Genomic DNA, 14,532 nt, shown 5'->3' with positions numbered 1-14,532 from the left:
TTAACTGCCCGTTTGCGGCAATGATATCGCGACGGCAGGTCTGAAAGCGCGACAAACAGGCTTTCTTTGCTCATGTTTCCTGTGTCATAGCAGGGATGGATTGAAGAAGGACGGATAAGCCTTGGACAAACAGACTGTTCTCGACGCAACCGAGGCCATGCGTGGCCTTTTTCCCGCAACGCCGCTACAGCTGAACGAGCATCTTTCCGCCCGCTATGGCGCTGATATCTGGCTGAAGCGCGAGGATCTGACGCCGGTGCGTTCCTACAAGATCCGCGGCGCCTTTAATTTCCTCCGCAAGGTGATCGCCGAAGGCGGTACGGAAAAGACCTTCGTCTGCGCATCCGCCGGCAACCATGCCCAGGGTTTTGCCTTCGTCTGCCGCCATTTCGGCGTGCCGGGCGTGGTCTATATGCCGGTGACGACGCCGCAGCAGAAGATCGACAAGACCCGCATCTTCGGCGGCGAGTTCATCACCATCAAGCTCTTCGGCGATTTCTTCGACCAATGCTATCAGGCCGCGCGCGAACATGTTGAGCGCATCGACGGCGTCATGGTGCCACCCTTCGATCATGTCGATATCATCGAGGGGCAGGCGACCGTTGCAGCCGAGATCGCAGAGCAGCTCCCCGAGGGCGTTGTCCCCGACCATGTCCTTCTTCCTGTCGGCGGTGGCGGTCTTGCAGCCGGCATCACCGGCTATTTCGCCGACAAGCTTTCCCGCGACGCCTTCGTTTTTGCAGAACCTGCGGGGGCGCCGAGCCTGCGCCGCAGCATCGAGGCGGGACATGTGATCACGCTGGCTAAGGTCGACAATTTTGTCGATGGCGCTGCCGTCGGCCGTATCGGCGAGCTGAACTTCGCCGCCTTGAAGGGCTTTGCAGCCGATCAGGTCAAGCTCATCGCGGAAAACGCCATCTGCGTCACCATCACCGATATGCTGAACGTTGAGGGCGTCGTGTTGGAGCCTGCCGGTGCGCTGGCGATCACGGCGTTGGAAAAGCTCGATCGCGACAGCATCCGCGGCAAGACCATCGTCGCCGTCGTCTCCGGCGGCAATTTCGACTTCGAGCGCCTGCCCGACGTCAAGGAGCGCGCCATGCGCTATGCCGGGCTGAAGAAATACTTCATTCTGCGTCTGGCGCAGCGCCCCGGCGCGCTTCGGGATTTCCTCAACATGCTCGGCCCGGAGGACGATATCGCCCGCTTCGAATATCTGAAGAAGAGCGCCCGCAATTTCGGCTCCATCCTGATCGGCATCGAGACGAAGAATCCGGATAATTTCAAGCAGCTTATCGCCAACTTCGAAAGCTCCGGTATGGGCTATGAGGACATCACCGAAAACGAGATCCTGGCAAACCTGATCATTTGACTTTGCGACCCCGCAACCTTCATGCTAAAGGCGATCCATGGCTTCGTTCTTTTCAAATATCATCTCGATCTTCACCGGCGGCGCAGCGCAGCCGGGCACTGAAAAGTCTACCGCTCCGGCCGTCAGCGCCGAACCGCAGTTGCATGCCGGCTGCACGATCTATGCGACGCCGCAGCGCGAGGGCAATCAGTTCCGCCTCATGGGCCGGATCGAGAAGGATGTGAACGGCGAGATGCTGGTGCGCACGTTCATTCGCGCCGATGTTTTTACCTCGTCGGACGATGCTGTGGAATCGGCGTTCCGCAAGGCGCAGCAGATCATCGACCAGAACGGCGCCTCGCTGTTCGGCGATGGCGAAAAGACCCGCCAGGTTTAATAGCAGGCGGATTCCTTTATTGTGCCTCTGATGCAGGGGCCGCCTCCCGCATCTGCTTTTGGCGGCCCATAACACCTACTGAAATCGATGGCTGTTGGATTTTCTCAGGCTTAGGCCGTGCGGAACAGCTTTGCGCCGGAGGGCGCATTGACGGCGCCGCCGTCGACCGTGATTTCGATGGCCGTAACGTTGGCGGAATCGTCGGAGGCCAGATAGAGCGCGGCCTTGGCGATTTCGTCGGCTTCGCTCATGCGGCCGAGCGGGCTAAGACTGCCGAAGCGCGCCTCCAGCGCATCCATGGCCTCCGGTGTGGCAGCGCGCGTACCCCAGATTGGCGTCTTGGTGGCGCCCGGCGTCACCTGGTTGACGCGGATGCCGCGGGGGGCGAGTTCAGAGGCGAGATTGCGGGTCATGGCGCGAACGGCGCTCTTCGTGCCCGCATAGGCGGAATAGCCGGGAATGCCGAGGACGGCGTGCACCGACCCGTTCAGGACCACCGAACCGCCGTCGTTCAGATGCGGCAGCGCCGCCTGCACGGTGAAGAAGACGCCGGTGAAGTTGACCCGTACGATGGTCTCGAATTGCTCAAGCGTGGTTTTGCCGAGTGCGGTTTCGCCGGCAATTCCGGCATTGGCGAAGACGACATCGAATTTTCCAAGCTTCTCTGCAGCCTCGGCAAACGCCTTCTCCATGGCCGGGATGTCTGTCGTGTCGGCCTGTAACGCCAGCACGTCGCCGCCGAGCTCCTCGGCTGCCGCAGCAAGCGTCTTGGCATTGCGGCCGGTGATGGCGACCTTGGCGCCTTCAGCGAGGAAGAGGCGGGCGGTGGCGAAGCCGATACCGCTGTTTCCGCCAGTGATGAGGGCAACCTTGTTCTTGAGACGCATGTTCGTAGCTCCTGTTGGCTTTTGTCACGATCTGGATTATGGTCGTTATCTATAAGGATTATGATCGTAATCCATTTTGTCAAGCCGGGTGCGAAAGGATTTTCGATGGGCCGCTCACAACTCGAAAAGCAGAAGACGCACGAACGCATCGTGACGCTTGCCGCCAAACGTCTGCGCGAGGAGGGATTGGAGGGAATCGGCGTCGCCGATCTCATGAAGGAAGCCGGTTTGACCGTCGGGGGCTTTTACAAGCATTTCGCCTCCCGCGACGAACTCGTGGCGGAAGCTATGGAATCGGCCATCGGGTCATGGCGACGGCAGCAGGAGGAACAGGGGATTGACCCCGCGAGCATCTCGCTGAACGACTATGTCGACAGCTATCTCAGCGAACGTCACCGGGATCATTGCGGCGAGGGCTGCGCCTATGCGGCATTGACGGCAGATATGGCGCGCAGCAACGATGCGGTCCGCACCGTGGCGACTGAGGGCTTACAAAGAAATTTCGAGACCATGACGGCGCGCATGCCACAGCCCGAAACCGCCGAAGCCAGACGGAAGGCAATCATCGCCTCCTGCCTCATGACCGGCGCGCTCGGCCTTGCGCGCGTGGCGAACGACGAAGCGCTTTCCAGTGAAATTCTGGAGACCGTGAAGCAGTTCGTGAAGGAGCTGCCACAGGCAAAATAGCAAAGCGGCCGGTTGGAGCCGGCCGCCTGTCATCATCAGAATAATGCTGTCGATTAAGCGGCGAGAGCCAGCTCGGAAGCGCGGGCCTGAGCGGCGCCGACAGCCTTTTCGGCGGCTTCCGGACCAAAAGCGACGCCTTCGACATAGACGGTCTCGACATCGGTGATGCCGATGAAGGCGAGAACCGACTTCAGATAGGGAACGGCATGGTTCAGCGGAGCAGCCGGGCCTTCGGAGTAAACGCCGCCGGAGGCGAGCACGATGTAGGCCTTTTTGCCGGTCGCCAGGCCCTTCGGGCCGGTTTCCGTGTAGGTGAAGGTGCGGCCGGCGCGGGCGATGTTGTCGATCCAGGTCTTCAGCGAAGAGTAGATGTTGAAGTTGATGAGGCCGGTGCCGATGACCAGCGTGTCGGCGGCGAGCAGCTCGTCAACGAGCGCTTCGGAAACCTTGATGGCTTCGTTCTGCTCGGGCGTGCGGGCGTCGGCCGGCGTGCGGATAGCGGCCGTGAAGGGGCCGTCGATATGTGGCAGGTTGTCGGCGGCGAGATCGCGACGAACAAGCGTCTTGCCCGGGTTATTGGCCTTGATCTTCTCTGCAAGCTCGACGGCGATCTTGCTGGAGAGCGAATCCGAGCGGGGGCTGGAGGTCAGAAGCAGAATGGAGGACATATCCGTTTTCCTTTTCAATGGGTTGCGAAAATCGGCTGGGAGAATCCGATCACGTTCGATTCAATAGATAAGTCCTCAGTGCTATCGAGAGAAACTGTGATAATATGGATTGTAATTATCGATAGAATGGATGGCCGATGCTTCCCAATCCCACCCTTGACCAATTGCAGGTGTTCCTGACCGTCGCAGAGTCCGGCAGTTTTTCCGCGGCTTCGCGTGCGCTCAATCGTGCCCAATCGGTCATCAGCTACACGATCGCCAATCTGGAGGCTCAGCTGGAAATGCCGCTTTTCGAGCGTTCTGGCTCCCGCCAGCCGAAGCTGACGGATGCGGGCAGGGCGATGCTGGAGGATGCGCGCCGCATCCTCTCCGATCTTCAGGTGATGCGCGCCAGAGTGAAGGGTTTGAAGACCGGGCTGGAGGCAGAAGTGGCTGTCGCCATCAGCGTCATGGTGCCCGTCCATGCCACGGTCGAGGTGCTACGCGAATTCCGCGATCGCTTTCCTTACGTTTCGCTGCGTCTCGACACCGGCGAACTCGGCACGATGTTGGAACTTGTCGCGAGCGGCAAGTCGACGATCGGCATTGGCGGGGCGGTGATCAGGCAGGACGATGCGTTGATGATCGAGCGTATCGGCCATTCCTTCATGATGCCCGTCGCAGCACCGACGCACCCGCTGGCACAGATCGGAGGGCCGCTGACGCTTGCCGATGTCCGCGAGGAGGTCCAACTGGTCGTCACCGACGCCTCAAGCCTGACGAATGGCAAGGATTTCAATGTCCTGTCTTACAAGACATGGCGCGTCAGCGATATCGCCACCAAGCATCAGCTGATCCGAGGTGGCCTCGGTTGGGGTGGGTTGCCGGCATCCTTTATCATGGAAGATTTGCAGAAAGGGCGGCTCGTGCCGCTGCCTCTCGACGCCTACGATCAGAGCGAATACCCGATCTATGCGATCCGCAAGCTCGACAATCCGCCCGGCCCGGCGGCGGCCTGGATGATCGAAGCCTTCCGTTCACGCCTGTCTCAATGTCCGAACCAGGCGGATTTCAAGGCGGCGGTCGAGATGTTCCATCCGGGAGACAAGCGGCTGGCCGCTGAATGAAAGTCCTCTCCCCGCAAGGAGGAGAGGACCATATTGTTGGGACTTACAGCACCAGACGGTAGTTGCGGAAGCCGTCCGTGCCTTCGCCGGCGTCCTCGATCTTCACGCTCTTGACCTGAGCGAGGAAATCCTTGGCCTTTGGCGAGCTCTGGAACAGGACGGTCGTGCCCGGCAGCGGCTTGAAGGTCCAGTTGCCGTCGGCGGTCGGGTTGATCGTGCCCTGATCGTGGACATAGCGCACGATGACGTCGCGGTTGGTGTCGGGCGCCTGGTAGATGACCTTGTCGGCCCGGATTTCCGGGAAGTTGCCGCCGCCGCCGGCGCGGTAATTGTTGGTGACAACAACGAACTTCTGCGCGGGGTCGATCGGTTTGCCATTGAACTGCAGGTTCTCGATGCGGTTCGAATCGGCATTCAGGAGCTTGCCGTCATCGCCGAAGCGGCGCGGCTGCGAGACATCGATCTGGTAGGTGACGCCGTCGATGACGTCGAAGTTGTAGGACGGGAAGCTGCCGTTGATGATATCCGCGTCCTTGGCGCCCGGCTTGACCTGGTTGAACATCGCAGCCGACATTTCCAGCCAGTTCTTGACCTGCGCGCCGTTGATGACGACGGCCTGCACCGTATTCGGATAAAGATAGAGGTCTGCGACGTTCTTGATGGCGATATTGCCGGCGGGAACGTCCGTATAATAGTCGGCGCCGTTGCGGCCGCCGCACTTGAAGGGTGCTGCAGCCGAAAGAACCGGCAGGTCCTTGTACTGCGTCTCCTTCAGCATCTCCTTGATATACCAGACCTGCGCCTGGCTGACGATCTGCACCGACGGATCGTCGGCGACCAGCGCGAAGTAGGAGTAGAGCGGCGCGGAGGTCTTGCCGACGGGCGTGCGGACATAGGTCAGCGTCGCCTCATGCTCGGCCTTAGCGGCTTCGACCACTTCCTTCTTGTCGGCGACGTCGGCGACGACCTTCTTCTTGTCGTCGCGATGATAGATCGGCCGTGCTTCAGAGGTGAAGTCGACGATCTTCCAGCTCTTGCCGTCCTTCTCCAGCAGAAGATCGATCAAGCCAAGATGCGAGCCCCAGAAGCCGGCCATGACGGTGGGCTTGCCGTGCAGCGTGCCCTTCACCGGATCGGCATCCTTGATGCCGTCCCAGGTCTTCGGGCCGGGGAAGACGAGATGCTGGTGGCCGGTGAAGACGGCATCGATGCCATCGACCGCGGCCACGTAGAGCGAGGCGTTTTCCATTTTCTCGCTCGGGCCGCTGCCGTCAATGCCCGAATGCGAAAGGGCGATGACGATATCGGCACCTTCGGCCTTCATGACCGGGACCCAGGCCTTGGCGGCTTCGACGATATCGCGGGTCTGCGCCTTGCCTTCGAGGTTCTTGATGTCCCAGAGCATGATCTGCGGCGGCACGAAGCCGATGAAGCCGATCTTGATCGGGCTTTCATTGCCGGAGCCGTCCTTGATCTTCTTTTCGAGGATCAGATAGGGCTTGAAGAACAAGTCGTCTTTCGTCGGGTCGGAGGCAAGCTGACCCTTGGTCAGGTTGGCGCACACGAACGGGAAGTTTGCACCACCCAAGACCTTGAACATGAAGTCGAGGCCGTAGTTGAATTCGTGGTTGCCGAGCGTTCCCACAGAATAGCCGAGCGTGTTCATCGCCTTGATGACGGGATGGACGTCGCCGTCCTTCATGCCGTGCTGATAGGCCATGTAGTCGCCCATCGGGTTGCCCTGCAGCACGTCGCCGTTGTCGATGAGGAGCGAGTTGGTGGCTTCGGCGCGGATATTGTCGATGATCGTTGCCGTACGCGTCAGACCCATCGTGTCGTTCGGCTTGTCGGCATAATAGTCATAAGGGAAGACGTTGACGTGGATGTCGGTCGTTTCCATGAGACGCAGATGCGCCTGGTTGCCGGCTGCGCGCGCGGCGAAAGGATGCAGCACGATCAGCGCCGCCGTGGCGCTGAGGCCTTGCAGCAGTGAGCGGCGCGACATGCTGGGCAAATCCAGAATGGAAGACATGAAACACTCCTTCAACGATAGGGCTATTGTCCGTCGATCATCTCTCGGGTGAAGGGAGACTAGGACTATTTTCGAAGGTGTGCACCAGGAATGTGACAGGCTTATTGTGGTTATATGCCAGTCGGTGCCAACATTTGTTCAGCGTTTCAGAACCGGCTTTATGTCCTTGTGGAAAAAGCGAAAATAGGAAGCGACCTTTGCCGCGGCATTGGACGAGCGATCGAACTCGATGCCGATGCGGCCATTATGGGCCCAGCGCACGAAACCATCGAGCAGGCCGATATCGTCGCATTCGACGCGAACCTTGCTGCCTGCCGCGGCATAGAGCGGCGACTGCAGATCGAGTGCGATCCCGCTGGTGGAAATATCGACGACGCGACCGGCGACGAGCTTGGTGAAATAGCGAACCTGACCCATCAGCCGGGCGTGTTGGCGCGGCGAACCTCGTGTCTTGATTTTCAGATTGCCTTGGACGAGAGATTTCGAAGAGAACTGCATGATGTTATCCCGGCTCATACATCTTTTTCCCCTTCTGGATAGCAGGCGTGCATTGAGGGATGCTTAGCATAGTCGCTAAAATTGTAGGCGGTCGTCCCGAATCGGTACCGGCACCCAGGTGCCTGAACGCGACCCGCGATGTGACTATTGAGAGGTGCAGAACATGCGTATCGTGTCGTTAAATGCGTGGGGCGGCAGGCTGTATGGGCCGCTGATGCCCTATCTTGTCGACGTTGATGCGGATGTTCTGTGCCTGCAGGAAGTGGTTCGCACGCAGGATGCGGACACCGGATGGCTGGTCTATCGCGATCACGGCGTGGAGCTTCCGCAGCGCGCCAATCTCTTCGAGGAGCTGAAGGTTGCTTTGCCGGCTTACGATGCCTTCTTCCTCCCCGTAGCACGGGGCGACCTTTTCGATGGGGACCGACGGTTTCATTCCGAATTCGGCTTGGCGACCTTCGTGCGCAAGACCTATCCGATCATCGGCCAAGCAGCCGGCTTCATCCATGGCGAATTTTCGGGCGATGGCTACGGGCCGCATCCGCGCTCGCGCAACGCTCATTGCATCCGCCTTTTCGACTATGAACACGGCTATCCCGTCACCATCGCCCATATGCATGGCCTGCGTGACTTGGAAGGCAAGGGCGACACGGCTGCACGCCGCCATCAGGCAAATGCGTTTGTCGAACTCATCCGGCAGGTGAAACAGGACGGCGACCGGCTGGTCGTCTGCGGCGATTTCTACGTGCTTCCTGATAGCGAAACCTTCGAAATCCTCGGCAGCCTCGGGCTCGTCGATCTGGTCACCTCACTGGGACATGACGACACGCGCACGTCTCATTACCGAAAGCAGCCGCGCTTTGCCGACTACATGCTGGTGACCTCGAATGTCGAGGTGATCGGCTTCGATCCCGTCGCCGAGCCCGAAGTCTCAGATCACCGCGCGCTGCTGCTGGATCTGCGTTGAAAATGATCAGAGGCCGACATTCGGCCTCTCTATGACTTCGCGCAGGGCAAAGCTCGAATTGATCTTCACGACATGCGGCAGCGCCGAGAGCCAGTCGCGGTGAATGCGCTCGTAGTCCTCAAGATCCCGGGCGGCGACGCGCAATATGTAGTCGTATTCCCCAGACATCAGGTAGCAGGCCAGCACGTTCGGGCAGCGCTTTACCGCCACCTCGAATTCCGAAAGCGTCTTGGCGAACTGGCCGGATAGCGAGATGTGCACGATGGCGATCATCTTGTAGTCCAGCGCCTTCTGCGACAGATGCGCGTGATAGCCGGCGATGACGCCGCTCTTTTCGAGGATATCGAGCCGGCGGGAGCAGGCCGAGGGCGATAGGCCGACCTTTTCGGCCAGTTCCGCATTGGTGATCCGCGCGTTCTGCTGCAGCATCCGCAGAATCGAATGATCTATGGCATCAAGGTCGGACATTCGAAGATCTTTCGAAAAAACTCCTATCCACGCAATAAATCACGAAAAATGACTGCAGCGCAATTTGTCTTTGCAAGGACATTGCGGGGCTGTGGTGGTCTGATCTCAGGCGGAGAAAATATGAGACGCACAAGCGTTCGAGGAGGAGTGAAATGCGCGTTGGTTGCCCCAAGGAAATCAAGAACCATGAATATCGCGTCGGCCTGACACCGGCGTCCGTTCGTGAATATATCGCCCACGGCCACGAGGTCTGGGTGGAAACGAAAGCCGGTGCCGGCATCGGTGCCGACGATCATGCCTACGTGGCCGCCGGCGCCAAGATCGCGGCAAGCGCCAAGGATATTTTCGAGAAGTGCGACATGATCGTAAAGGTCAAGGAGCCGCAGCCCTCCGAATGGACGCAGCTCCGCGAAGGCCAGCTTCTCTACACCTATCTGCATCTCGCGCCCGATCCGGAGCAGACCAAGGGCCTGCTCGCTTCCGGCGTGACCGCCATCGCCTATGAGACCGTGACCGACGAGCGCGGCGGCCTGCCGCTGCTGGCGCCGATGTCTGAGGTCGCCGGTCGTCTGTCGATCCAGGCCGGTGCAACGGCGCTGCAGAAGGCCAATGGCGGCCTCGGCATCCTCCTCGGCGGCGTGCCGGGCGTGCTGCCGGCCAAGGTGACGATCATCGGCGGCGGCGTCGTCGGCCTGCATGCTGCCAAGATGGCGGCCGGCCTCGGCGCCGACGTCAGCATCCTCGATCGCTCGCTGCCGCGTCTGCGCCAGCTCGATGATATCTTCAACGGCCGCGTCCACACGCGCTATTCCAGCATTCAGGCGCTGGAAGAAGAGGTCTTCTCCGCAGATCTCGTCATCGGCGCCGTTCTGATCCCCGGTGCGGCAGCGCCGAAGCTGGTGACGCGCGAAATGCTGTCCGGCATGAAGAAGGGCTCGGTCATCGTCGACGTCGCCATCGACCAGGGTGGTTGCTTCGAGACCTCGCATGCGACGACGCATTCCGATCCGACCTACGTCGTCGAAGGCGTCGTGCATTACTGTGTCGCCAACATGCCGGGTGCCGTTCCCGTCACTTCGGCACATGCTCTGAACAACGCCACGATTTATCATGGCCTTGCCCTGGCTGATCGCGGCCTGCGCGCCATCGCGGAAGACAAGCACCTCCGCAATGGCCTCAATGTTCACAAGGGCCGCGTTACCAACAAGCCGGTGGCCGAAGCGCTCGGCTATGAGGCCGCAGCACCCGAAAGCGTCCTCAACGTCGCGTAATATCAATCAAGTGGAGGCGCCAGCATCGGCATGTGCCGGCACCTCCACCTTGTCGATCCTGCATTGATAGCAATTATTGCGCGCCGAGCGGACGTGGATATAGGCGATGTCGGGACGTTCCAGCAGCGAAGCCGCATAGGCTGCGATATCGCCGGTCGGCGTCACGGCGCCGGTTCCGTAGACAATGCGATCGTTCTCTCCATAGCCGCGCACGATGAAATCCCGGCTGCTCGCCAGCACGGGCGGCAGGATTTCTTCCGCGTCGTAGCGCTGGCACGGCGTCTTGTGCAGGAAGATCGGACCGGTCTCTGCATAGGGCTGCAATTCCGGGAAGGGACGGTAGGCGAAGACGAATAGTTCCTCGCCGGCATCGATATTGCGCAGGCAATGGCGGCAGGGATGGCCCGGACCATCGGAGATTATGGTCTCCGGCTGGTAACCATAGGCATCCGCGCCGCCGCGCCACATAGCTTCGGCGTCTGTCGCGGGCATTGCTGCAAAAGCGATGGAGAACATGGCAAAGCTCCTTTCGAGATTTGCCATGTGATGCGCCGGTATGGGGTGGGAAACCACCCGATTCCTGCCGCCTATCTCTTTGACTCTCGCCGACTCAACATCGTGCCGAGCGATTGCGCAGGCTAAGGCGTTCTAGCCCTTTTTGGCGAGCTCGAGCAGTTCCTTGTCGCTCAGCGGCCTGACGATGCCTTCACCGGTCGAAGTCGGCGAGAAGCCGAACATCTGGTAGAGCTGCAATGCCCGCGGATGATCGAGGTTGTTCGTCGTCGTCACGATCCGCTGCGGATTGAGCGTCCATATCGCGTAAAGCGCCTGCAGCAGGAACCATTTGCCGATGCCAAGGCCGAGAGCGTGCTCCATGAGGCCGAAATGACTGAGCTCGATCGTCTCCTCATCCTGACGGAAATACTCGAAGAATCCGGCCGGAGCGCCATTGACGTAGAGCACGCTGATATTGTTGCGCTGGTCGTGAAGCGCGGTCGCCAAGTCCTCGTCAGAGAGGCGGATCCGATCCACCCAATGCCAGCGGGCCCCCACCTGGCGGTAGAGATGGCGATAGAAGGGCAGCGGAATATCAGGCGCACGCATGATCGCCGTCTGGATATTGACGGGCACCGCCAGGCTGGTCTTGGGCGGCGCAGTCATTTCCAGACGGGTGATGTGAACCTTGATGGACGAGGGCGTTTTCACCACGATGCTGCTCAATCTTGACCGGTGACGATTGGCGTGTCCGCCCGGCTGCCCCATTCCGACCAGGAGCCGTCGTAGAGTCTGTTGCTGCCATGGCCGAGGGATTCGAGCGCCAGCGTGATGATGGCGGCGGTAATGCCGGAGCCGCAGGTCGTGACCACAGGCTTGTCGAGATCGATGCCGGCCTTCTCGATTGTTTCGCGTAGTTCCGGCAGCGACTTGAACTTGCCGTTCGTGGCGAATACGCCGGACGGCAGGCTTCTTGCGCCCGGCATGTGGCCTGAGCGCATGCCTTCGCGCGGCTCAGGCTCAGTCGCCGCAAAGCGCCCGGCGCTGCGGGCATCGGCGATCTGCGAAGAGCTGGAGTCGACAATGCCACGCATCTCATCGAGTGCGACGACGCGACTGCCGTTGAACTCGGGCTTGAAGGTCGCGGCTTCGAAGGCGGGCAGCGCCGTTTCGAGCGGCCGCCCTTCAGCCTTCCAGCCATCCAGGCCGCCATCGAGCACGAAGACGTTCGGCGCACCCATGACGATGTGGAACAGCCACCAGACGCGCGGTGACGCAAAGACGCCGGGGCCGTCATAGATGACGATGCGGTCTGTCTCGCTGATGCCGAGCTTGCCGACTTCCGCGGCAAAGAATTCGGGCGAAGGAACCATATGCGGCAGGTTGGTCGAATGATCTGATATCTTGTCCTGATCGAAGCGGATGGCGCCCGGAATATGGCCGCTGGCATATTCGGCGTCGGCATTGCGCTTCTGCGCCGGCAGATAGAAGGATGCGTCGAGGATGCGCAGGTCCTTGGTGCCAAGCTCGCCTTGCAGCCAGTCGGCGGATACGACGAAACGGCTCTTGTCCGCTGCCATGATGATCTCTCCCTGCTATGATTTCTTGGTCTTGATATCGGGATCCAGGCGCTTGCCCGGTCAATTCTCGTCGGTCGGCGTGCCGAAACGAATGCGGAAGCGGCGGTTTTCCTTGCCCTTCTTCTCGATCTTGGCGATGTGGATCGCACCGACTTCCTGCGTCTCGGACACATGCGTGCCGCCGCACGGCTGGCTGTCGACGGCCGAATCCTCGCCGATGCAGACGAGGCTCACGCGGCCGAGCCCCATCGGCGGGCGCACATTCTTGGATTTGACGATGTCGGGATTGGCGACCAGTTCCTCATCCGTGATCCAGCGGAGGAATACGGGATGGTTCTCGTTGACGAGCGCCATCATCCTGGTCGTCACCTCGTCCTTGTCGATGGTTTCGCTCATGTCGAAATCGACGCGGCTTTCTTCCTCGCCGACCGCCGCACCCGTGATCGGGTAAGGGCAGACAACCGAGAGCAGATGGCAGGCCGTATGCATGCGCATCAGCTTGTAGCGGCGCGCCCAGTCGATATGCAGCACCAGCTTCTCGCCGACGATGGGCCGCGGTTCGCCCTCGAGTGGAACGTGGATGATGATGTCCTTGATAGGACCATGTTTCGTCTGGCCAAGCGTGATCCTGGAGCCGTCGCCGCGCTCCAGGAAACCCGTATCGCCCGGCTGACCGCCCGAGGTGGCGTAAAAGCAGGTCTGATCGAGCTCGATACCCCCATCTTCGTGAATTGCGGTTACCACTGCTTCGGCGGTCGAGAGATAGAAATCATCACGATAAAGGGCATTGACGGTCATATGATCACGCTGTTGCTTCGTATGGGACGGTAATTGCCGCCCGCTTTTCCAGATAGGCCGGCAGCGGCAGGCCCTTGGACCTCAGGAAGTCCGGATTGAAGAGCTTCGACTGATAGCGATTGCCGTAATCGCACAGAATGGTCACGATCGTATGTCCGGGACCGAGATCCCTAGCGAGACGGACCGCGCCGGCGATATTGATGGCCGTCGAGCCACCCAGGCACAGGCCCTCGTACTCGACCAGGTCGAAGACGTAGGGCAGCGCTTCCGCATCGGTGATCTGATAGGCGAAGTCAGGCGTAAAGCCCTCCAGATTGGCCGTCACACGACCCTGGCCGATGCCTTCGGTGATCGAGGAGCCGGAGGATTTCAATTCGCCATTTTTGTAGAATTCGTAGAGTGCAGCGCCTTCAGGATCGGCAATGCCAATCTTGATGTCCTTGTTGAAGGCGTGCAGGCCCATGGCAACGCCGGCCAGCGTGCCACCGGAACCGACCGAGCAGATGAAGCCGTCGATCTTGCCATTGGTATCGGCCCAGATTTCGTTGGCCGTCGTCTCGATATGTGCCTGCCGGTTGGCGACGTTGTCGAACTGGTTCGCCCAGATCGCGCCGTTCGGCTCCGTCTTCGCCAGCTGTTCGGCAAGCCGGCCCGAGACCTTCACATAGTTGTTCGGATTTCTGTAGGGGACGGCGGGAACCTCGACCAATTCGGCGCCGAGCAGCTTCAGCGCGTCCTTCTTTTCCTGGCTTTGCGTTTCCGGAATGACGATGACGGTGCGATAGCCAAGCGCCTTGGCGACGAGCGTCAGGCCGATGCCGGTATTGCCGGCCGTTCCCTCGACGATGACGCCGCCAGGCCTCAGCAGCCCCTTTTTCTCGGCATCGCGAATGATGTAGAGCGCGGCCCGGTCCTTGACCGACTGGCCGGGATTCAAAAACTCGGCCTTGCCAAGAATGGTCGAGCCCGTCGCCTCGGAGGCGCCCTTGAGCTTGATCAACGGCGTATTGCCAATTGCTTCTAGGACGGACGGATGGACGGTCATTGGAATCTGCCTTCTGTTCGCAACTACTGTAAGAACGGTCTTTTCCCTTCACAAGGCTACATAGGCAAGAAATTCTGTTCCTCGCTATTTGTTCGCGCCGCAAAATTCGACTTGGCGGCATTCATTTGCCGAAGTTGTCTATGGATTGATCGGTCTCCGATCGGTGACATCGATTTCCGCGTCGAGCCGCTAAACTGGCCGAAAGCGGCCACAATGATACGCTATTTCTAAAATGCCACGGACGGTCGCGGTTTAAGCGTTTGATTGACGCGGCTGCCAGTC

16 protein-coding genes are annotated in these 14,532 nt (G+C 60.1%); 6 read left to right on the top strand and 10 right to left on the bottom strand.

Annotated elements, in window-relative coordinates; all coding sequences use genetic code 11:
- Nucleotides 1–121: 121 nt before the first annotated feature.
- Nucleotides 122–1,372 (top strand): threonine ammonia-lyase, encoded by a 1,251-nt coding sequence (ilvA, locus tag QD409_RS07240; protein ID WP_430762228.1) that lies wholly within the window; start codon nucleotides 122–124, stop codon nucleotides 1,370–1,372.
- A gap of 37 nt (nucleotides 1,373–1,409) precedes the next feature.
- The gene (locus QD409_RS07235) at nucleotides 1,410–1,748 is read left to right on the top strand and encodes an HlyU family transcriptional regulator (protein ID WP_430762227.1); all 339 of its coding nucleotides are present in this window, start codon (nucleotides 1,410–1,412) and stop codon (nucleotides 1,746–1,748) included.
- A gap of 110 nt (nucleotides 1,749–1,858) precedes the next feature.
- Here the strand turns inward: QD409_RS07235 and QD409_RS07230 are convergent, their stop codons facing one another.
- Entirely contained in the window at nucleotides 1,859–2,635 is a 777-nt protein-coding gene (locus QD409_RS07230) for an SDR family NAD(P)-dependent oxidoreductase (RefSeq protein WP_430762226.1), read from the bottom strand.
- 105 nt (nucleotides 2,636–2,740) lie between these two features.
- Between QD409_RS07230 and QD409_RS07225 the strand changes: the two genes are divergently transcribed.
- Nucleotides 2,741–3,322, top strand: a complete 582-nt coding sequence (locus QD409_RS07225; protein WP_430762225.1) for a TetR/AcrR family transcriptional regulator — start codon at nucleotides 2,741–2,743, stop codon at nucleotides 3,320–3,322.
- 53 nt (nucleotides 3,323–3,375) lie between these two features.
- On the opposite strand, the gene QD409_RS07220 is transcribed toward QD409_RS07225, so the two are convergent.
- Nucleotides 3,376–3,990 carry an FMN-dependent NADH-azoreductase gene (locus QD409_RS07220; RefSeq protein ID WP_430762224.1) on the bottom strand — a complete coding sequence of 205 codons (615 nt, stop codon included), beginning with the start codon at nucleotides 3,988–3,990 and terminating at the stop codon, nucleotides 3,376–3,378.
- Nucleotides 3,991–4,127: 137 nt separating this feature from the next.
- On the opposite strand from QD409_RS07220, the gene QD409_RS07215 reads away from it, so the two are divergent.
- Nucleotides 4,128–5,096 (top strand): LysR family transcriptional regulator, encoded by a 969-nt coding sequence (locus QD409_RS07215; RefSeq protein ID WP_430762223.1) that lies wholly within the window; start codon nucleotides 4,128–4,130, stop codon nucleotides 5,094–5,096.
- A 43-nt stretch (nucleotides 5,097–5,139) separates the two neighbouring features.
- Here the strand turns inward: QD409_RS07215 and QD409_RS07210 are convergent, their stop codons facing one another.
- Both QD409_RS07210 and QD409_RS07205 read right to left on the bottom strand, forming a co-directional pair.
- Complete coding sequence (locus QD409_RS07210) at nucleotides 5,140–7,128, bottom strand: bifunctional 2',3'-cyclic-nucleotide 2'-phosphodiesterase/3'-nucleotidase (protein ID WP_430762222.1); 1,989 nt, start codon at nucleotides 7,126–7,128, stop codon at nucleotides 5,140–5,142.
- 138 nt (nucleotides 7,129–7,266) lie between these two features.
- Nucleotides 7,267–7,644, bottom strand: a complete 378-nt coding sequence (locus tag QD409_RS07205) for a PilZ domain-containing protein (RefSeq protein ID WP_245297936.1) — start codon at nucleotides 7,642–7,644, stop codon at nucleotides 7,267–7,269.
- Between the two features lie 145 nt (nucleotides 7,645–7,789).
- On the opposite strand from QD409_RS07205, the gene QD409_RS07200 reads away from it, so the two are divergent.
- Complete coding sequence (locus tag QD409_RS07200) at nucleotides 7,790–8,593, top strand: endonuclease/exonuclease/phosphatase family protein (protein ID WP_430762221.1); 804 nt, start codon at nucleotides 7,790–7,792, stop codon at nucleotides 8,591–8,593.
- 6 nt (nucleotides 8,594–8,599) lie between these two features.
- Here the strand turns inward: QD409_RS07200 and QD409_RS07195 are convergent, their stop codons facing one another.
- Complete coding sequence (locus QD409_RS07195; protein ID WP_092845008.1) at nucleotides 8,600–9,061, bottom strand: Lrp/AsnC family transcriptional regulator; 462 nt, start codon at nucleotides 9,059–9,061, stop codon at nucleotides 8,600–8,602.
- Between the two features lie 152 nt (nucleotides 9,062–9,213).
- On the opposite strand from QD409_RS07195, the gene ald reads away from it, so the two are divergent.
- On the top strand, nucleotides 9,214–10,332 hold the full coding sequence (gene ald / locus QD409_RS07190; RefSeq protein WP_092845010.1) for an alanine dehydrogenase: 1,119 nt from the start codon (nucleotides 9,214–9,216) through the stop codon (nucleotides 10,330–10,332).
- Nucleotides 10,333–10,338: 6 nt separating this feature from the next.
- Here the strand turns inward: ald and QD409_RS07185 are convergent, their stop codons facing one another.
- From QD409_RS07185 to QD409_RS07165, 5 genes are all read right to left on the bottom strand, one after another.
- On the bottom strand, nucleotides 10,339–10,848 hold the full coding sequence (locus QD409_RS07185; RefSeq protein WP_430762322.1) for a DUF1203 domain-containing protein: 510 nt from the start codon (nucleotides 10,846–10,848) through the stop codon (nucleotides 10,339–10,341).
- 132 nt (nucleotides 10,849–10,980) lie between these two features.
- Complete coding sequence (locus QD409_RS07180; RefSeq protein ID WP_092845285.1) at nucleotides 10,981–11,541, bottom strand: GNAT family N-acetyltransferase; 561 nt, start codon at nucleotides 11,539–11,541, stop codon at nucleotides 10,981–10,983.
- Nucleotides 11,542–11,549: 8 nt separating this feature from the next.
- Nucleotides 11,550–12,407 (bottom strand): 3-mercaptopyruvate sulfurtransferase, encoded by an 858-nt coding sequence (sseA, locus tag QD409_RS07175; protein ID WP_430762220.1) that lies wholly within the window; start codon nucleotides 12,405–12,407, stop codon nucleotides 11,550–11,552.
- A 60-nt stretch (nucleotides 12,408–12,467) separates the two neighbouring features.
- On the bottom strand, nucleotides 12,468–13,205 hold the full coding sequence (locus QD409_RS07170; protein WP_430762219.1) for an alanyl-tRNA editing protein: 738 nt from the start codon (nucleotides 13,203–13,205) through the stop codon (nucleotides 12,468–12,470).
- A 4-nt stretch (nucleotides 13,206–13,209) separates the two neighbouring features.
- Nucleotides 13,210–14,250: a cysteine synthase A gene (locus QD409_RS07165; protein WP_430762218.1), complete on the bottom strand. Its 1,041-nt coding sequence runs from the start codon at nucleotides 14,248–14,250 to the stop codon at nucleotides 13,210–13,212.
- Between the last annotated feature and the right edge of the window lie 282 nt (nucleotides 14,251–14,532).

Source organism: Rhizobium sp. BR 315 (genome assembly GCF_050577975.1).
In the GTDB taxonomy this organism is placed as follows: Bacteria; Pseudomonadota; Alphaproteobacteria; order Rhizobiales; family Rhizobiaceae; genus Rhizobium; species Rhizobium miluonense.
Note: the sequence above shows the minus strand (reverse complement) of the source record. Positions and strands in the feature narration are given on the sequence as shown.